This window comes from Microbacterium longlingense (assembly GCF_058349825.2).
Map to the genome: position 1 here is coordinate 188,874 of NZ_JBYRJA020000005.1, position 19,013 is coordinate 207,886.

Consider the following 19,013-nt stretch of genomic DNA (forward strand, 5'->3'; position numbering starts at 1 on the left):
GCCTATCATCGATCCGATTGATGAAAGGATCAGTTTTGACAAAGTCGTCATTGATGTCGACGGAGGCACCAGCGCTCCGTCCGGTTCCCCGCCCCCTCGCTGCATGGATCGCCGGGGGGAACTTCGCCATCTACCTGGTCTGGGGATCGGTCCCGACCGTCTTCCTCGCGCTGCAGCTGCAGCACGTCGACGCGGCGCACAAAGAGGCGAACCTGGCGCTCGTCGGCGCGATCGGCGCGCTCGTCGCCCTCGTGGCGCAACCGGTGTGGGGCGCCGTCTCCGACCGCACCCGCAGTCGGTGGGGTCGCCGCGCGCCGCTGCTCGTGCTCGGCGGCCTGCTCGGTGCGCTCTCCCTGATCGCCCTGGGTGCGGCGAACACCGTGGTCACGATCACCGTGGCCTGGGTCGCCGTGCAGCTGACCGTCAACATGGCCCAGGGCCCGCTGCACGCGGTCATCCCCGACCGGATTCCGCCGCGGCTGTTCGGCACGATGTCGGCGCTGATGGGCTTTGGGCTGATGATCGGGGCCCTGGGCGGCCAGATCTTCGCCGCGAGCTTTGCCACGCGCATTCCCTCCGGCTACCTGGTCCTCGCCGGCGTGCTCGCCGGCGCCATGATCCTGTTCGTCGTGTTCAACCCGGACGCCTCCAGCCGCGGCCTGGTGCCGCCACCGTTCTCCCTCCCGCGGTTCATCGCCGGGTTCTGGGTGAGCCCGCGCAAGCACCCCGACTTCTTCTGGGCGTTCACCGCCCGTCTCCTGCTGTTCCTCGGCTACTTCGGGATCAGCGGGTACCAGCTGTACATCCTCAGCGACTACATCGGCCTCGGCGATCGCGCCGCGCAGATGGTGCCTGTGCTGGGCGTCGTCGGCCTGGTCACCGCCGTGACGACGATGCTGATCTGCGGCACGTGGTCTGACCGGATCGGCCGCCGGAAGGTGTTCGTCCTCGTCTCCGCGACCGTGATGGCCATCGGCTTCGTCATCCCCTTCTTCCTGCCGACCGTGACCGGGATGATCATCGCAACGGCGATCGCCGGGCTGGGTTTCGGGTGCTACACCGCGGTGGACATGGCGCTGATCACCGAGGTCCTTCCCGCCGCGGAGGACTCCGGGAAAGACCTCGGCGTGGCGAACATCGCCTCGGCCGCCCCACAGGTGCTCGCCCCGGTCTTCGCCGGGGTGATCGTCGTCGGCTTGGGCGGCTACCAGCCCCTCTACCTGATCGCGCTGGTCGTCGGCCTCCTCGGCGCCCTGGCGATCCTCCCCGTGAAAGGCGTGCGATGAACGCGCAGAACCACAACACCCCGATGCACGACCGCGTGGAGCAGGTGCTGGCACGGATGACCCTGCCCGAGAAGGCGGGCCAGATGTTCCACAGTATGGTGCTCGCCGGGAAGCACGGCGTGCCCGTTCCCGACTCTCAGCCGCTGCGCGTCGCACGCTGGCTCGCACTGAACCGTCCCGGCGGCGGGCTCACGCCCGGCAACGTCTTCCTCAGCCTCCCCACGATCGAGAACATGGTGCGGCGCCGTCACATCACCCACTTCAACATCGTCGGCCCTATTCACGACATCGCCGCTTTCACCCGCTGGCACAACCGGGTCCAGCGCATGGCCGCCAAGACCCGGCTGGGCATCCCCCTCACCTTCTCCACCGACCCGCGCAACCACTTCACCGAGAACGTCGGCACCTCCGCCGGCGCCGGAACGTTCTCCGCCTGGCCGGAACCGCTCGGGCTCGCTGCCCTGCGCGACCCGAAGATCACCCGCACGTTCGCCGACATCGCCCGGCAGGAGTACATCGCCGCCGGCCTGCGCGTCGCCCTGCATCCCCAGATCGATCTCGCGACAGAGCCGCGCTGGTCGCGGGCCGCGGGAACCTTCGGCGAGGACGCCGAGCTGACCGGTGACCTCGCCGCCGCGTACATCGCCGGGTTCCAGGGCTCGCGGCTCGGGGCGGAGTCCGTCGCCACGATGGTCAAGCACTTTCCGGGCGGAGGGCCGCAGCAGGACGGCGAGGATCCGCACTTCGCCTATGGCCGGGAGCAGGTGTATCCGGGCGGCATGTTCGAGCATCACCTGCAACCCTTCCTCCGGGCGATCGACGCGGGCGCCGCGCAGATGATGCCGTACTACGGCATGCCGGTCGGCACGGAGCATGAGGAGGTCGGGTTCGCCTTCAACAAGACCGTGATCACCGGGTTGCTGCGCGAACAGCTCGGCTTCGACGGCGTCGTCTGCGCCGACTGGGGCGTGCTCAACGACACCCGCCTCCTCGGCGAGGACGCCCCCGCCCGCGCCTGGGGGCTCGAGCATCTCACGCCTCTGGAGCGCGCCGAACGGGCCATCGACGCCGGCGTCGACCAGTTCGGCGGGGAGTTCACGCCGGCGCTCGTCGTCGAGCTCGTGCGCTCCGGGCGCATCGCGGAATCACGCGTGGACGCGTCGGTACGCCGGATCCTGCGGAACACCCTCCGCCTCGGGCTGTTCGACGACCCGCTCGTCGATCCGGGTGAGGCGGCCCGCGTCGTGGGACGCGCGGACTTCCGCGCGGCAGGGCAGCGCGCGCAGCGCGCCGCCATCACTCTCCTCACCAACGGGCCGGCGGCGAGCGCGACGCTGCCGCTCGCGCGCGGACTGCGGATCTACGCCGAGGGAGTCGGCCAGGTGCCGGCGCACAGCACCCGGGTCGACCGGCCAGAGGATGCCGATGTCGCGGTGCTCCGGCTCCGGGCGCCGTATGAGAAGCGTCCCGGCGGGTTCGAGGCGCACTTCCATGCCGGGTCCCTCGCCTTTCCTGGCGGGGAGCTCGCGCGCATCCTGGGCATCCTCGATTCCGTCCCGACGGTCGTCGACATCTACCTGGACCGCCCCGCCGTGATCCCGGAGATCGCCGAGCACGCTGCGGCACTCGTGGCCGACTTCGGCGCCGGCGATGACGCGATCTGGGACGTGCTGTTCGGCGACGCAGAACCCCGGGGGCGGCTTCCCTTCGACATGCCGCGTTCGATGACCGCCGTCGAAGCCTCCCGGGAGGATGTGCCGTTCGACACGGCAGATCCGCTGTTCCGGTTCGGGCACGGCCTCCGGTACCACAGTTGATGATTTCATCAGATAGTGCTATTTTACGAATGTAAACAATCTGGGGGTGTGCGATGGAAGACGAAGACCCGCGCTGGACGCGATCCCGTACGCTGCTGCTCGACGCCATCTCCGACCACCTCGACGCGGGCCGGACGCCCTCGATCACCGAGATCACCGCGAGCGCCGGTCTGAGCCGGCCCACCTTCTACCAGCACTTCGGCGACCTCCCGACCGCGTATGCGGCCGCGGCCGTGGTGCGCATGCAGGGGGAGTTCGCGCAGGTGTCCGTCCCCGCGGATCCCGCCGAGGCCGATGAGACGTTCCTGCTGCAGACGCTCACCGCGCTGCTCTCCCACCTGCTCACGCACCGCGTCTTCTACACCGCGGCGATCCGCTCGGGCGGCGATGCCCTGCCCGAGAGCCTCGTCACCTTCTTGACGGTCCGGCTGACCACCGCATCGCCTTTCGCCGCTCGGCTCGGCGGCGACGCCGCCGCCACGCAGGACCAGGTGACGGCACTGTCGGCCGGGATCGTCTGGCTCATCCAGCACTGGCTGACCGAGGCAGAGCCCGGCCCTGCTTCCGTCATGGCCCGTCGCGTCCTGGACGTCATCACCACGTTCCTCGGCCCGACACCCTCATCAGCGCAGACCCAGCGCTGAACCCGCACCGACCTCAGGAAAGCCGCATCCATGTCCGCTTCCACGATGCTCACCAAGCTCACCGCGTCCCGCAAGACCATCGTCGCCCTCATCGCGATCGCGTTCATCCCGCTCATCTATGCGGGAACGCTGACCTGGGCCAACGAAGACCCGATGCACAACCTCGGCAACGTCCCCGCGGCGATCGTGAACCAGGACACAGCGGTCACCGTCGGAGACGAGACGCTGAACCTGGGCGACGCCCTCACCGAGGAGCTGACCACCAGCGACAAGCCCAGCAACTTCAGCTGGCAGCGTATGGACGAGGCCGAGGCCGCAGCAGCACTCGATTCCGGTGCGGTGCTGGCCGTGATGACCATCCCCGCCGGGTTCTCCGCCGCCGCGGCATCCCCCGCGGACAACGATGCGGCCACCGCACGCCCGGCCACGCTGAGCGTGGCGACCAACGACGCCGCCAACATGATCGCCGGGAGCATCGCGTCGTCTGTCGCCGCCGCCGTCCGCGACACGCTCGCCACCCAGGTGAGCTCCGAGTACCTGACGAACGTCTATCTCGGGTTCACCACCATCCATGACACGGTGGCCACGGCCGGAGACGGCGCGGCCCAGCTGGCGGACGGCGCCGGAAGCGCCGCGGCGGGCTCTGCGACGCTGGTCGCCGGCCTCGACCAGCTGGCCGACGGCGCCGGCCTGCTCGCTTCCGGGGCCGCCACCCTCGCCGGCGGCGCTGCCGAGGTGGACGCCGGGGCGCAGCAGCTCAGCGCGGGTGTGTCGGAACTGGAGACCAAGACCGCAGCCCTGCCGGAGCATGCCGCGCGGTTGACGACGGCCGCCGCAGGCGCTGCGACGGGAGCCGAGGCGCTGGGTACGGCGATCGAACGGATCGATGCCGGGGCGTCCGCCGTGTCCGGCGCCGCCCGCGACGCTCTCGACGGGGCGACAGCGCTCCGCGACGGCCTCGACGCCTTCGCCGCGCAGACCCCGGACCTCGTCGCGGGGGCCGACGACCTGCAGGCCGGGCTCCAGGCCCTGCTCGCCGAGTACGACGCGCTGAGCGATACGGAGCGCACGGCGGCCATCGCCATGCTGAGCGACGCCGCCGCGCAGGTCGTCTCCGGGGCCCGGGAGGCCGACGCCGCGGCGGCCGGGCTTGCCGCAGGCGGTGGGGCGCTTGTCGGAGACGCGGCAGAGCACACCGGGCTGGCCGCGCTCGCCGCCGGGGCGCAGGCGCTCGGCGCGGGCTCTGCGGAGGCGCGTGCCGCGGCCGATCGGCTGCAGGACGGCACCGCACAGATCGCCACCGCCGCGGCGACGCTCGCGAGCAGCATCCCCGAACTCACATCACGCATCGGCGAAGCGACAGCCGGCGTGCACGCGCTGGCCGCCGGCACCGCCCAGGTCTCGACGGGTGCCGCTGCGCTCGCAGAGCAGACCGGCGCTCTGGGCACCGGCGCCACGAGCGCGGCTGGCGGCGCCGTCGAGCTCCATGACGGGCTCGTCGACCTCGATGCCGGCGCCACACAGCTCAGCGACGGTCTCACCGCCGGCGTCGCCCAGATCCCCACCTATACCGAGGACGAGGCCGCCGCGCTCAGTGCGGTCACCGCCGATCCGGTGCGCACCGACATCACGCGGATGAACGAGGTGCCCACATACGGGTACGCGCTGGCGCCCTATTTCACCGCGCTCGCTCTCTGGGTCGGCGCCCTCGGCTTCTACCTGCTGATGCCCGCCCTCACCCGCCGAGCGCTCAGCGGCCGCGGAACACCGCTCCTGGTCGCGGCCCGCAGCTACGCGACCGGCGCCGTGGTCGCTGTCGCGCAGAGCGCGCTGGCCACGATGATCCTGGTGGCGGGCCTCGGCATCCAGCCGGCGAACACGTGGGGCCTGTTCGGTCTGATCACCCTCACCAGCCTGACGTTCTTCGCGATGAACCAGGCACTCATCGCCCTTCTCGGTGACCCCGGCCGGTTTCTCGCCCTGATCCTGATCGTGCTGCAGCTCTCAGCGGCGGGCGGCACGTATCCGATCGAGACGTCGCCCGGATTCTTCCAGGCCATCCACCCGCTGTTCCCCCTGACCTATGCGGTCGAGGGCTTCCGGTCGCTCATCGCCGGCGGCTCGATCGGGTTCCCGCAGGGGATCTGGGTGATCCTGGTCTGGCTGCTCGCCTCCCTCGCGCTCACCACCGTCGCCAGCCACCGCGCCCGACGCGCCGATTCCGCCCGCATCACGGCCGGCGACCTCGGGAACGCGCTCGCCTGACCGGGCGGATCCGGCGAGCGCGGCCTCGCTGAGGCACGACGGGGCACTCTCCGCACGCGGCAGGCCGACGGCTCCTGCCGCGCTTCGCGGATCCGCGAGAAGTCTTCGCCAGCAGCAAGGGTCTCCTGATCGAGTGTCCAGCCCTTCGGGCGGCGGACGTTACTCACCAAGGCACGAGGGGTCACGATCCGGTTTGAAGGCCCACCCGACACGTGACGCCCGTGTGCTTCAATTCGAGTATGACGATCAACGCGTAGGCGACAGCGCCTCGGGAGCAAAACAGGGGGTCCCGGTGCATCCGAGTTTCGACTACTTGCACACCTTCGTCGCCGTCTTCCGCGCCGGATCATTCACGGCGGCGGCTAAGATCGTCGGCATCAGCCAGCCGGCGGTGACGAGCCAGATGCAGTCACTGGAGAAGCAGGTCGGCTACCGACTGTTCGAACGCCAGGGGCGGCGCATCATCCCGACCGCCAAGGCGACGGTGCTCGCCACCGAGATATCACCTCTCATCGACGGCCTGGAGGCGGTCACGGGGCGGAAAGGCGAGTCTCCGTCCGATCAGGCCCGCCTCCTGCACATCGGGGGTCCCGCCGAGTACTTGTCCGACCGGATCATCCCGCTCCTGCCCGCGCTCTCGGAGATGAACCTCGAATTCCGCGTGACGTTCGGACTGGCCGACAAGCTCCTCGCCGACCTCGCCGTTGGTCTGTTCGACATCGTTGTCAGCGCGATCTATCCGCGACTGCGGGGTGTGACGAGCGTCCCCCTCATGGACGAGGAGTTTGTTCTGGTCGCCTCGCCCACGTGGCGGGAGCGCCTCCCCGAGGATGCTCCACTCACCGCTGACGTCCTCCAGGATGTGCCGGTGGTCGCTTACGGTGATGATCTCGCCATCATCCGGCGGTACTGGCGGACCGTCTTCGAACGACCTCCCACCGGGTTGCGACTCATCGCAGCGATCCCCAACCTCCAGTCCATCGCCGATGCCGTCGTAGCCGGGCTCGGAGTCTCGGTGCTACCGCGCTACCTCATCGACGAGCAGCTGGAGGGCGGAACGCTCGTGCCGCTGCTGGAGCCCGAGATGCCGCCGCTGAACACGCTGCACGTCGCCACGCAGGAAGGCGCCCTGCACAAAGACCGCTCGGTGAGGGCTGTGCAGGATGCCTTCCTGCGGGATGCGGGTCGGGTGTCAGGCAACGGAGGAGACTGACCGCACCCCGGCGAGCACGGACACCACCTCGCGGGCCACGCCCGCCGCCGACTGCGGGTTCTGGCCGGTCACGAGCCGGCCGTCCACGACGACGTTCTCGGTGAAGTTCTCTGCCGGCACGTGCGTCGCGCCCTTCGAGGAGAGTTCGTCGGCGAGCAGGAACGGCACGACGCCGGTGAGACCCACCGCCTCTTCCTCACCGTTGGTGAAGCCTGCCACGCGCTTACCGTCGACGAGATGCTTGCCGTCCGAGAGCGTGATGTTCACCAGGGCGGCGGGGCCGTGGCATACTGCCGCGATGACACCGCCGGCTTCGTAAACCTCGCGGCCCACGCGCGAGACGCCCTCGCTGGTCGGGAAGTCCCACATCGTGCCGTGCCCGCCCACGTAGAGCACGGCCGCGTACTTACTTGCGTCCACCTCGGCCAGAACCGGGGTATCCGCGAGTTGACGGGCGACCTCGGGATTGGTCAGGAACGCCTGCTGCCCGGGGTCACCTTCGCGCTTGCCGTCCTGGGGCGGCACGCCGCCCTCGATCGAGGCGAAGTCGACGGCGTAGCCGGCGTCGGTAAGCACCTTCCACGGATGGGCGGCCTCATCGATGTAGTAACCCGTCGTGCGGACGCCCCCGAGATCGTCGTGGCTGGTGAGGACGAGCAGGACGCGCGTCGCATCTGCGGTCATAGTTGCACCTTTCTGTCTGCGGTCGAAGGCAACAGCCAACAACCTACGCTCCTGCTCAGAGGCAGAAAAATAGCTCTCTTGATGGCGGTCATCAACAAACCTATTGATTCACGAAGACGTCATAAGCAATCGAATGATCGATGTCAAATCTTTTATTGGACAGGGTCCACAATTTCCACTGCAATGGTCACAACTCGACGACGGCGTCTGCCAGACCCATGGACGACAGACGAAGGGAGATGCCATGCAGCGGGCTCTGTACGTTCTCACCCACGCCACCACGTCGGCCGGAATGTCGGCTGCGACCGGATTCAAATCAAGCAAGCCCGCTGATGTGCGGCAGGCCCTGACTGAGCTCGCCTCTCCGGATGGCGGCTCACCCCAGCCGGTCGTGCCCGAGCACCGCAGCAGCGTCGTTGACAGGTTTGCGGAACGATCGGCGTGCAGACAGGCGGCCGAGTGGGCCCACCGTCTCGTCAACGCGGATCCTGCGGAGTCTTGCCTCCTCTACCTTGTCGGCGAGCACGCCGCCGTGCTCCACTTCTGGCGCTGCGCCGACTTCCCTGCTGCTGTTTCCCGCAACCGTCGGCGGGACCGTCGCAACCAACCGGCTCATGTCCGTGGGGTGGTGCCAGGCGCGGCGCCTCGCGATCCGGGCGTCCACGGATACGTCCGCGCGGGGGCGGAACCTACGCTCAGCCGAAGTCGCCCCCCGGGGCCATATCGGCGAAGCGTGAGAAGTGACCCTGGAAGGCGACCTCGATCGTCGCGGTCGGGCCGTTTCGGTGCTTGGCGACGATCAGGTCGGCCTCGCCCGGGCGCACGTCCTTGTCGTACACCGAGTCGCGGTGCAGCAGGATGACCATGTCGGCGTCCTGCTCAATCGAGCCGGACTCGCGCAGGTCGCTGATCGCCGGTCGCTTGTCCTGCCGCTGCTCGGGGCCACGGTTCAGCTGCGAGAGCGCGATCACCGGCACCTGCAGCTCCTTCGCGAGCAGCTTCAGCGCACGGGAGAATTCCGAGACCTCCTGCTGACGCGACTCGACGCGCTTGCCAGACGTCATCAGCTGCAGATAGTCGATCACGACCATCTTCAGACCCACGCGCTGTTTCAGACGACGGCATTTCGCGCGGATCTCGACGAGGGTCATGTTGGGGCTGTCGTCGATGTACAGCGGCGCGTCGTCGATCCGTCCACGGGTGGCTGCCACCGTCGTCCAGTCGCGCTGGTCAAGGGTTCCCTTGCGCATGTTCTGCAGCGGCACCGCGCCCTCGGCGCTGAGCAGACGCATCGCGATCTCGCTCTTGCCCATCTCGAGCGAGAAGAAGATCGCCGGCATGTTGTGGCCGATCGCGGCCGCCCGGGCGAAGTCGAGCGCGATCGTCGACTTTCCCATCGCCGGACGCGCGGCGATCACGATCATCTGCCCCGGGTGCAGGCCGTTGGTCAGCTCATCGAGCTCACGGAACCCGGTCGGCACGCCGGTGAGCGTGCCGTCGCGGCCATTGGCTGCCTCGATCTCCTCGATCGCGGCATCGGTCGCGACCGACAGCGGCACATAGTCCTCCGCGTCGCGACTGCCCGTGACTCCGTAGATCTCGGCCTGCGCCTGGTTGACCAGTTCGGTCGGATCGCCCTGACCCTCGTAGCCCAGCTGCACGATGCGGGTGCCAGCGTCGACGAGCTTGCGCAGGATCGCGCGCTCGGCGACGATCGACGCGTAATAGCCCGCGTTCGCCGCCGTCGGCACGATCGACGTGAGCGAGTGCAGATAGTCCGCCCCGCCGGCGCGGGCGACATCGCCCGTCTTGATGAGCTGGTCGGTGACCGCGATGACGTCGGTCGGCTCGCCCCGCGCGTACAGCGAGTGGATCGCGTCGTAGATCAGCTCGTGCTTGGGCAGGTAGAAGTCGGAGCCGTTGAGCGACTCGATGACGTCGGCGACGGCGTCCTTGGACAGGAGCATGCCGCCCAGCGCGCTCTGCTCGGCCGCAATGTCGTGCGGCGGCGTGCGCTCCATCCTCGCCGGCTCACGCTGGCCACCGAGGCGTTCCTCGGCGATATCGGCGATCGACACGCTGCTCCCTCCTCCGCCCTGCGAATAACCCCGCGGCCTCCGCTGCCTGACTCCGGGCTCGTGACCCTCGTCGCACCACGCGGTCGCGGCGCTGCCGACATCCCCGCTGCGATCGATCCGCTGTTCGGCACATCAGACCACAGACCACGGACATCGAGTCGCTCGCACAACCGTAGGTGGCCGGTTGTCCCCAGGCAAGACAGCCTGTGGATAACTCTGTGGAGAGCCTGCGAGAAACGCCGTCACAGTTGTGAGCAAGACCTGTGGACAACTGTCAACGCTCAGAATACTTTTCGGATATAAATCGCGTTGACCGGGACTTTATTTTAACCCCACCCTGTGGATGAAACCTGTTTAAAGTCTTGCTTGAGACTTCAACAACCAGGTTTCACCATGTGAACAACTTTCGGGATAACTCCGCGAGACCAATGCCCCGGTCGCGCGGCAGAAACGCCCGGGAGTCGGGTGATCGCATGCCACTGGCGCCGGCGCCGCACGGATCTCATGGCACGGGTCTGGCACCGCGGCACCGACCAGGGCGGCCGGTGTGCGTTGCCCTCAGAGCCCCGCACGCGACCACAGGAACCTCCCTCCCCCGGCCGTGCACGCGCACGTATGCTGAGGTGGTGCCCGAGACCGCCGACATCGCGCGCGCCCGCAAGGGCGTCGTCGCCTCCCTCGGGGCATCCGTCGGTTTCGCCGTCATCTACCTGTTCCCGGCCTGGCTCGAGCCGCTCTCCGCGGAGGGCGTCTTCGCCTGGCGGCTGATCGTCACCCTGCCCGCGTTCTGGCTGCTCCTGATCGCGCTGCGCGAGACCGCCGCCGCCCGGGAGATCCTCGCCCGCATCCGCCGCCGGCCGCTGACCGCGCTTGCCCTCGTCGTGAACGGCGCCCTCGTCGGCGTGCAGATCTGGCTGTTCTCGTGGGCGCCGCGATCTGGTCACGCCCTCGACGTCGCGCTCGGCTACTTCCTGATGCCGCTCGTGATGGTCGTGGTGGGCATGGTCGTCTTCGGCGAACGACCCACCCGGCTGCGGATCATCGCGATCGTGTTCGCTCTGCTCGGCGTCGGCACCGCCTTTGCCCTGGCCGACGGGCTGAGCTGGCCGATCCTCGTCGTCGCCCTGGGCTATCCCCTCTACTTCACCCTGCGGCGCCTCGAACGACTCACCGCTCCGGCCGCGATGCTGTTCGAGCTCATCGCGATCCTGCCGGTCGCGGTCGTGCTCGTCTTCACGTCCGGCTCGCTCGGCGCCCTGGGGGAGCGTCCGGTGCTCATGCCCCTGCTGCTCGCTTTCGGTGCCCTGTCTGCCCTGTGCCTGGCGCTGTACATTCTGGCGAGCCACCTGCTGAGCCTGGGCACCTTCGGTCTGCTCGGCTACGTCGAGCCGCTTTTGCTGGTGCTCGTCGGTCTCGTGCTCGGCGAGCGCATCGTGCCGGAGGAGTACCTGTTGTACGCCGGCATCCTGGGTGCGGTCGTACTGTTGGCCGTCGAGGGCATTCGCGGTGAGATCCACCGTCGGCGAGGGCCGGTGCGCGAGGGGATCGATGCCGGCGTGTCCGGAGACGCCCGGCAGGCCAGTCTCGGCGCGAGCGGTGCGGTCAACACCGGCTCCATCGTCCTTCCCGCTTCACCCCCGCCCCACTCCACCCCGCGCTAGCGGGCCCGCCCCCTCTCCATCGCCGGGTCCGCCCTGCGCGGGCCGGCTCCATGCCGTCTCTGCGCGGAAACTCTGCGCGGAAAGCGGGGGGACTCGGCGGACGGAGGGTGGGCTCGGCGACGAGGGGCGGGCTCGGCGACGAGGGGCGGGCGTTCGGGGCTAGCGGGGGACGTGGGCGACGACGTCGATCTCGACGAGGATGCCCGCCAACTCGGAGCCCACCGTGGTGCGCACCGGGTACGGCTGCGAGAAGAACTCGCCGTATGCCTCGTTGAACGCGGCGAAGTCTGCGAGCTGCGACAGATGCACCGTCGACTTCACGACGTCGTCGAGCGTCGCCCCATGACAGGCGAGGACGGCCCGAACGTTGCGCAGCACCTGGCGCGTCTGCTCGGCCACCCCGTCGGCGATCTCGCCGGTCGTCGGGTCCTGCGGGCCGAAACCTGCACTGAACAGCAGGTCGCCGACCACGACGCCCTGACTGTATGGACCGGCCGGTCGGGGAGCGTCGGTCGTGACGATCGCCGTCTTGGTCGTAGAGGTCATCGTTGTTCCTTTCGTGGTGGTCATGCAGGAATGGGTGAGCCGGAGTCTGGGGCGGGCGCTGCCGGGCCGCGGATGCCGCCGCCCGGCAGCGCCCCCGTGAGGCGACCGTGGGCGAGCACCCGCCGGCCGGCCACCAGCACGTCGTCGATCCCCTCGGCGAGCCGCAGCGGCTCCTCGTACGTCGCCGTGTCACGCACCGCGGCCGGATCGATCACGGCGATGTCGGCGATGCAGCCCGCGCGGATCGCGCCCCGGTCACCGAGACCGAAGATCCGGGCGGGAGCGGCGGAAAGATGCTCGACGGCCTGGCCCCATTCGAGGAACCCGTGGTCGCGGGTGTACGACCCCAGATAGCTGGCGAAAGTGCCGTAGGCGCGAGGATGCGGGTGTGCTCCGATGAAGATCCCGTCGGAGCCGCCGATGTGGCCGGGGTGCGACAGCAGGCGCCCGAGGTCGGCCACCGGTCGCTGGTTGCGCACCGCCATGATGGCGTTGACCTCCACGTGGGAGGCCGCCAGCAGGTCGAGCGCGGCGTCGACGGCATCCGTGCCGCGGGCCTCGGCGATGTGCGCGATGGTCGCTCCGTGCGCCCACGAGAACTCGGGCGCGGGCGTGTGACCGATCGTGATCATCTCCGGCCACGCCGGCCCCAGACTCGGATAGAGCGCCACCTTCGGAAACCAGTCGCTCCGCAGGCGCTGCCGGGTCTCGGGCTCGCGCAGCAGGGCCGCCGCCGCTGCCCCCGGGAGCACGTTCAGCTCGGGCGGCAGGAGGGCCATGCCGAGCAGGGTGCAGCCGCGCGTGTAGGGATAGGCGTCGAACGTGGCGGCGATGCCCCGCTCGGCCAGGTCGTCCATGAGCTGCCACGCCGTGTCTGCGGGGGTGTGAAAGTGCGAGATGTGCACACGCACGCCCGACAGCTCCGCGATCCGGACGATCTCCGCGACGCCCTCGTGCGCGTTGTCCTCGTAACCGCCGCGCATGTGCGTGACATAGGGCAGGCCCGCGGCCGCGATCGGAGCGCACAGCGCGGCGATCTCCTCGGCGTCGGCGAAGATGCCCGGCGTGTAGTCCAGTCCGGTGGACAGACCGACCGCCCCCGCAGCGACGCCCGCAGCCACCTGCGCCGTCATGCGGGCGATCTCGTCCGGCGTCGCCGGTCGGTCGGCGTGCCCCAGCACCGCATGCCGGACGGTCCCGGCCGGAACGAGATACGCGACGCCGACGGCCACCTGCTGGTCGTAGCTCGCGAGCAGCTCGGCCACGCCGCCGCCGCGGTAGGAGGGGTGCGGTCCGTCGATCGCGGCGAAATACGTCGAGGCGTATCCGCCGTCGCCCGGGGCGTAGGAGACGCCGTCCTGTCCGGCGATCACCGCGGTGATCCCCTGGCGGAGCAGCGCGAGCTGCACGTCCTCACGGAAGACCACCCCGCCCGCGTGCGAATGGGCATCGACGAAGCCGGGAACGATGAGCCGGTCTCCGCAGTCGATGACCGCGGCGTCTGGCGTGCGTTCCACCCGGCCGACGGCGATGATCCGGTCGTCCTCGACGAGCACGTCGGCGCGACGCGGCGCATCGCTGCCGGGGTCGACGACCTTCCCGCCCCGCAGCAGTGTCCGACGCATTCAGACCTCGATCCGCTCGCCGCTGTCGATGTCGAACACGTGCACGTCATCGGCGAGGAAAGACAGGAAGCACGGCGCCCCGGCCTCCGGGGAGTGCGTGCCGGGCACCCGCGCGTACTGCAGGCTGCGCGAGGCCGCTGCACCGATACCCGTCGAGGTTCCCGGCGCGCCCAGCTTCAGGCCCATCACGGTCTCCGCGCCGAGGTGCTCGATGACCGTGACGTGCGCCGGCAGGGCGATCGCCCCGGCCGGAGCGTCCGCGTCGACCGTCACCTTCTCCGCCCGGATGCCGAGGTTCACCCGGGTGAGACCCGCAGCGGCCAGCCGTGCGGCGAGCGCCCGCGCGCCGACGACGGGCTCCCCGGCGATGAACAGGTCTCCGCCGCGGCGCTCCGCCTCGACGATGTTCATGGGCGGAGCGCCGATGAACCGCGCGACGAAGACGTTGGCTGGCGTGTCGTAGATCTCCTTCGGTGTTCCGAACTGCTGCACGATGCCGTCGTTGAGGAGGATGATCTTGGTGCCCATGGTCATCGCCTCGACCTGGTCGTGCGTGACGTAGACGAACGACTTGCGCACCCGCTGATGCAGGGCGGAGATCTCCGCCCGCATCTGCATGCGGAGCTTGGCGTCGAGGTTGGACAGCGGCTCGTCGAGGAGGTAGATCGAGGGCTCGCGCACGATCGAGCGCGCGACGGCCACGCGCTGACGCTGCCCGCCCGAGAGCGCACGCGGCCGGCGATCGAGGTAGTCGGTGAGCTCGAGCATGCCGGCGGTGCGGTCGACGCGCTCGGCGATGTCCGCACGCTTGGCGAGGCGCCTGCGCATGATGCCGTTGACGAAGGGCAGGTGCCACCACCAGGCCATCTCGTTCATCACCAGCGGGAAGGCGATGTTCTCGCGCACCGTCATATGCGGGTAGAGGGCATACGACTGGAAGACGAAGGCGATGCCGCGCTCCTTGGGCGAGAGCTTGTTGACCTCCGTGCCATCGAACAGCAGCCGGCCGCTGCTGATGTCGATGAGGCCCGCGATCATGCGGAGCATGGTGGACTTGCCGCATCCGGAGGGCCCGAGGAGGACGAGGAACTCGTTCTCCTCGATCTCGGCGTTGAACTCGCGGATGACGGTGTTGTCGCCGTAGCTCTTCGAGACGGCGTCGAAGGTGATCGAGACCATGAGGGCGGTCAGCCTTTCACTGAGCCGGCGGTGAGGCCGGAGACGATGCGCCGCTGCATGAGCAGGAAGAAGGCGGCGGCGGGGATGGTGAACACGATCGCGGCGCTGAAGACGAGGTCCAGCGGCGTCGTGAACTCTCCGATGAAGGAGGCGAGCCCGGTGGATGCCACCCACCTCTCCTTGTCCTGGATGAAGGTGGTGGAGAACAGGTACTCGTTCCAGCCGTCGAAGAAGGTGATGACGGCCGCGGCGGCCAGCGACGGCGCGATGAGCGGGATGACGAGGAGGCGGAGCGTGACCAGCGGACCGCAGCCGTCGACCTGTGCGGACTCCTCGATCTCATACGGCACCTGGTCGATCGCCGACTTCAGCAGGAACAGCGCCACCGGCATCGCGAAGGCGGTGTTGACCAGCACGACGCCGTACAGCTCGTTGAGCAGGCCGAGCGAGACGAACATCGAGTACAGCGGCACGATCAGCAGCGCCTCCGGCAGCATCTGCGTGGCGAAGAACCCGAACGAGAACAGCCCCTTGCCGATGAAGCGGTAGCGCGAGAGCGCATACGCGGCCAGGGACGCCAGCACGAGGCTGGTGATGGTGGTGCCCGCCGCGACGATGAACGAGTTGCCCATCCAGTGCAGGAACGGCGAGTCGCTCACGAGCACCTGGAACACGTTCAGCGTGCGGCCGAAGTCCGGCAGCCACGGCTGCTGGCCGCTGTAGAGGCGGTCTGCCGGGGTGATGGCGGTGTTGAACATCCAGTACAGCGGGAACCCGGCCAGCACGACGAGGAGCAGGGCGAGAACGGTGCGGACTCCCGTTCCGAGATTGCGACGCGCGAGCATGGTCACGCTCCTTCTTTCTGCGCAGCTCGTCGTTCGACGAAGAAGTAGATGATGGTCACGACCAGGCTCAGCAGCAGCCCGAGCACGCCGGCCGCCGCGGCCAGACCGAGGGCGTTGTTGGAGAACGCCTCCCGGTAGACGCTGATGACGATCGTCGTGGTGGCATCGACGGGCCCGCCGCCGGTGAGCAGCCAGATGATCTCGAAGCGTCGGAACGACCAGATCGTCATCAGCAGCGTGACGATACGGATCGTGGGCAGCAGGAACGGCATCACGACCGCACGGAACGTTGTCAGCGCATCGGAGCCGTCGACCCGTGCGGCCTCGAAGAGCTCTTCGGGAACAGACTGGAGAGCGGCCAGCACCACCAGCATCACGAAGGGCGAGAGCTTCCACACCGTCGGGATGACCACCGCGGCCATGCCGTACTGCGGGTCGGTGAGCCACCCGACCTCGCCGATGCCGAGCGCCCCCGTCATGCGGTTGGCGACGCCGTTGGTGTCGTTGTAGATCCAGCGGAACACCAGCGCGAGGGCCACCGTCGGCACCGCCCAGGGCATCACGAGAATCGAGCGAACGATGGAGCGGCCGGGGATGTAGCGGTTGATGATGATCGCCGAGACCGTGCCCAGCAGCACGCAGCCGACGACCGTGAGCGCGGTGTACACCAGCGTGGTGATGACGGACTTGAAGAACGAACCGCTCTGCACCAGCGTCTGGTAGTTCTCGACGCCCACGAACCGGCCGCCCGTCGGGTTCAGCAGCTTCGTGTCTGTGAAGCTCAGCCAGACGCCCTGGAGCAGCGGGTAGGCGGTGAAGAACAGCAGGTACAGCACCGCCGCGCCGATGAAGAGGTACGGGACGAACGAGAACGCGGGTCGCACCCGCTTGCGGGCGCGCGCGGTGACGAGTGCCTGGGTCTGGGTCAGGGTCATGATCCCTCCTCGGATCCGGCCGGTGGCGGCCCGCGCCCCTCGAAGCGGGCCGCCACCGGAATCAGCGACCGAACTTGCTCTCGGCCTGCTGCTGGGCGGTCGCGAGCGCCTCCGCGGCGGAGACCCCCTCGGTGAGGACGCGCGAGACCTGGGTCAGCACGATCGTGCGGATCTCGGAGGTGTTCTCCTCGTAGCCCGCGATGATCACGCTCGAGGAGTCGGACACCTGCTCGTAGAACGCCTCCACCCACGGGTTCGCGGCGACCAGCTCGTCGTCGGCCGCGGTCTCCGTCGCGATCGCGGAGGGGAAGAGGGTGTTGGCGAAGACCTGCTGCCCCTCATCGGTGAGCATCCAGCGAATCCAGTCCTTGGCGAGCTCCTTGTTCGGCGAGTGGGCGTTCACGCCGATCGCGAAACCGGCGTACGCGGACCCGCCACCCGGGAAGGGCAGCACGGCGGCGCCGACGCTGTCGCTCGCGACGGCGTCTCCGATCAGGGTCATCACGGCGGAGGAGTTGTCGATCGCCATGCCGAGCTGCCCCGCCTTGAACGCCGCGCGGTAGGTGGAGGCGTCCTGGCCCTTGCCGAAGCCGGACCCGTTGTACACGCTCTGGTACGCCTCGACCGCTGCGATGTTCTCCGGCGCGTCGATGGTCAGCTTCTCGCCGTCCGACCACTGACCGCCGAAGCCGAACACCCAGTTCGAGAAGTCGGTCCACCACGGCGTCTCCTCGCCCATCTGATGGCGCACGCTGAACCCGGTGATGCCGGTGGTCTGGGTGATCGCGTTCTCGGCGGCGAGCAGCTCTGCTGCCGTGGTGGGCGGGGCCACGCCGGCGGTGGCGAGGATGTCGGTGTTCCAGAACAGCGCGTAGGGCACGACCTCCCAGCCCACCGCGGCCTGCGCGCCGTCCCACACATAGTTGTCGTTCATGTCGCGCAGCGCGGTCGGCGCCGCCGCGGCGACCACATCATCGAGCGGTTCGAGCAGCCCCGACTCCGCCAGCTGCGGGAAGAACGCGTCGGGGATGACCAGGATGTCCGGGCCCTGCCCTGCCCCGAGTTGCGTGCTCATGGTCTTCTCGTAGTCGGCGCGGGCCACCTCGACCTTGTCGACGACGGCGTCGGCGTTGACGTCGCTGTACTGACGCACCGCCGCGAGCAGCGCCTCACCGCGGTTGGGCTCGAGGAACTGCCAGCTCGCGATGGTGAGGGTGCCGCTCAGCTCCCCGCCGTCGGCGGTCGCGGTGCTGTCTGGCGCACCGCTGCACGAGGTGAGGACGAGCGCTGCCGCGATCGTCGCGACAGCCCCGGATGTGCGGAAGTTTTTCACGATGCCTCCTTGCGACCGCATCGGCGGGACCCCGCTGCGGTTTGACGTGATGAACGTTCTGGTCGCCGCGACAGATGTCGGGCTAGAGGGAACGTAGCACTCAGCTTTACAACAGTTCTACCTCCTTAACAAACTTTTTGCATAACGATGTGCGAGACTGAACCGACGGAAAGGACGATCCCGCGTGCCCGCACCGACGATCCCCCCAGAAGACGCTCGATTCGAAAGCGCCGCCGAGGCGTACGCGGTGCTCCGACCCGTGATGCGGGCCATCGTCTCGGCCATCGGCAAGAACTGCGAGGTCGTGCTCCACGACCTCGCCTCCCGGAACCTCGGCGAGTCGATCTACGCCATCGAGAACGGTCAGGTCAGCGGGCGAGTCGTGGGCGGCCCGTCGACGAACCTCGGCATCGAGGTGCTCAAGGACGAGAGCGCCGACCACAACGCCTTCGGCTATCGCGGCCTCACCGGCGACGGACGCGAGTTGCAGAGCTCATCGGTGTACTACCGCAACGCCGCCGGGCAGGTCGTCGCCGCGCTGTGCATCAACTACGACCTCACACCCCTCCAGACCGCCGCCACACTGCTGACCGCCCTCATTCCCGGTCCTTCGCCCGACGAAGCGGAGCGCACCGAGCTCGTGAGCCCGGACATCACGAGCGTGCTCGACAGCATGATCGACGAAGCGATCGCGGCGATCGGCAAGACCGCCGCGACGATGGACAAGGGCGACCGCATCGCCGTGCTCCGCCTGCTGGAGCACCGCGGCGCCTTCGCCATCAAGCGCGCCGCCGACACGATCGCCCGGCGCCTCGGGGTCTCCCGCGTCACGGTCTACGGCTACCTCGACGAGGTCCGCAACCGCTGATCAGGCGCACGCGCTCCTCCGCCGCACCCCGTGG

General features: G+C 68.8%; 15 protein-coding genes. 7 read left to right on the forward strand and 8 right to left on the reverse strand.

The window, feature by feature from the left end; genetic code table 11:
- Nucleotides 1-35: 35 nt before the first annotated feature.
- The 5 genes from AC3RXY_RS09155 to AC3RXY_RS09175 all read left to right on the forward strand — a co-directional run bounded on the left by AC3RXY_RS09155 (nt 36) and on the right by AC3RXY_RS09175 (nt 7,225).
- Entirely contained in the window at nt 36-1,286 is a 1,251-nt protein-coding gene (locus AC3RXY_RS09155) for an MFS transporter (protein ID WP_491510601.1), read from the forward strand.
- The gene (locus AC3RXY_RS09160) at nt 1,283-3,103 is read left to right on the forward strand and encodes a glycoside hydrolase family 3 protein (RefSeq protein WP_491510602.1); all 1,821 of its coding nucleotides are present in this window, start codon (nt 1,283-1,285) and stop codon (nt 3,101-3,103) included. Before AC3RXY_RS09155 ends, AC3RXY_RS09160 begins: the two co-directional genes overlap by 4 nt.
- 53 nt (nt 3,104-3,156) lie before the next feature.
- On the forward strand, nt 3,157-3,747 hold the full coding sequence (locus AC3RXY_RS09165; protein WP_491510603.1) for a TetR/AcrR family transcriptional regulator: 591 nt from the start codon (nt 3,157-3,159) through the stop codon (nt 3,745-3,747).
- Between the two features lie 30 nt (nt 3,748-3,777).
- Nucleotides 3,778-6,012, forward strand: a complete 2,235-nt coding sequence (locus AC3RXY_RS09170) for a YhgE/Pip domain-containing protein (RefSeq protein ID WP_491510604.1) — start codon at nt 3,778-3,780, stop codon at nt 6,010-6,012.
- Nucleotides 6,013-6,304: 292 nt separating this feature from the next.
- Nucleotides 6,305-7,225, forward strand: coding sequence for a LysR family transcriptional regulator (locus tag AC3RXY_RS09175; protein ID WP_491510605.1), 921 nt, complete (start codon nt 6,305-6,307; stop codon nt 7,223-7,225).
- On the opposite strand, the gene AC3RXY_RS09180 is transcribed toward AC3RXY_RS09175, so the two are convergent.
- Both AC3RXY_RS09180 and dnaB read right to left on the reverse strand, forming a co-directional pair.
- A complete protein-coding gene (locus AC3RXY_RS09180; protein ID WP_491510606.1) occupies nt 7,205-7,909 on the reverse strand; it encodes a type 1 glutamine amidotransferase domain-containing protein in 705 nt (234 codons plus the stop codon). The genes AC3RXY_RS09175 and AC3RXY_RS09180 overlap by 21 nt on opposite strands.
- Nucleotides 7,910-8,604: 695 nt before the next feature.
- Complete coding sequence (dnaB, locus tag AC3RXY_RS09185; RefSeq protein WP_491510607.1) at nt 8,605-9,987, reverse strand: replicative DNA helicase; 1,383 nt, start codon at nt 9,985-9,987, stop codon at nt 8,605-8,607.
- Between the two features lie 626 nt (nt 9,988-10,613).
- Here dnaB and rarD point away from each other — a divergent pair.
- A complete protein-coding gene (gene rarD, locus AC3RXY_RS09190) occupies nt 10,614-11,648 on the forward strand; it encodes an EamA family transporter RarD (RefSeq protein ID WP_491510608.1) in 1,035 nt (344 codons plus the stop codon).
- A gap of 159 nt (nt 11,649-11,807) precedes the next feature.
- Here rarD and AC3RXY_RS09195 read toward each other — a convergent pair whose 3' ends face one another.
- From AC3RXY_RS09195 to AC3RXY_RS09220, 6 genes are all read right to left on the reverse strand, one after another.
- Nucleotides 11,808-12,194 (reverse strand): RidA family protein, encoded by a 387-nt coding sequence (locus AC3RXY_RS09195; RefSeq protein WP_491510609.1) that lies wholly within the window; start codon nt 12,192-12,194, stop codon nt 11,808-11,810.
- Between the two features lie 20 nt (nt 12,195-12,214).
- Entirely contained in the window at nt 12,215-13,819 is a 1,605-nt protein-coding gene (locus tag AC3RXY_RS09200; RefSeq protein WP_491510610.1) for an N-acyl-D-amino-acid deacylase family protein, read from the reverse strand.
- On the reverse strand, nt 13,820-14,998 hold the full coding sequence (locus AC3RXY_RS09205; RefSeq protein ID WP_491510611.1) for an ABC transporter ATP-binding protein: 1,179 nt from the start codon (nt 14,996-14,998) through the stop codon (nt 13,820-13,822).
- An 8-nt stretch (nt 14,999-15,006) separates the two neighbouring features.
- A complete protein-coding gene (locus AC3RXY_RS09210) occupies nt 15,007-15,843 on the reverse strand; it encodes a carbohydrate ABC transporter permease (protein WP_491510612.1) in 837 nt (278 codons plus the stop codon).
- A 2-nt stretch (nt 15,844-15,845) separates the two neighbouring features.
- Nucleotides 15,846-16,778 (reverse strand): carbohydrate ABC transporter permease, encoded by a 933-nt coding sequence (locus AC3RXY_RS09215; RefSeq protein ID WP_491510613.1) that lies wholly within the window; start codon nt 16,776-16,778, stop codon nt 15,846-15,848.
- Between the two features lie 61 nt (nt 16,779-16,839).
- A complete protein-coding gene (locus tag AC3RXY_RS09220) occupies nt 16,840-18,111 on the reverse strand; it encodes an ABC transporter substrate-binding protein (RefSeq protein WP_491510614.1) in 1,272 nt (423 codons plus the stop codon).
- A 247-nt stretch (nt 18,112-18,358) separates the two neighbouring features.
- Between AC3RXY_RS09220 and AC3RXY_RS09225 the strand changes: the two genes are divergently transcribed.
- On the forward strand, nt 18,359-18,979 hold the full coding sequence (locus AC3RXY_RS09225) for a helix-turn-helix transcriptional regulator (protein ID WP_498224613.1): 621 nt from the start codon (nt 18,359-18,361) through the stop codon (nt 18,977-18,979).
- Nucleotides 18,980-19,013 lie beyond the last annotated feature (34 nt).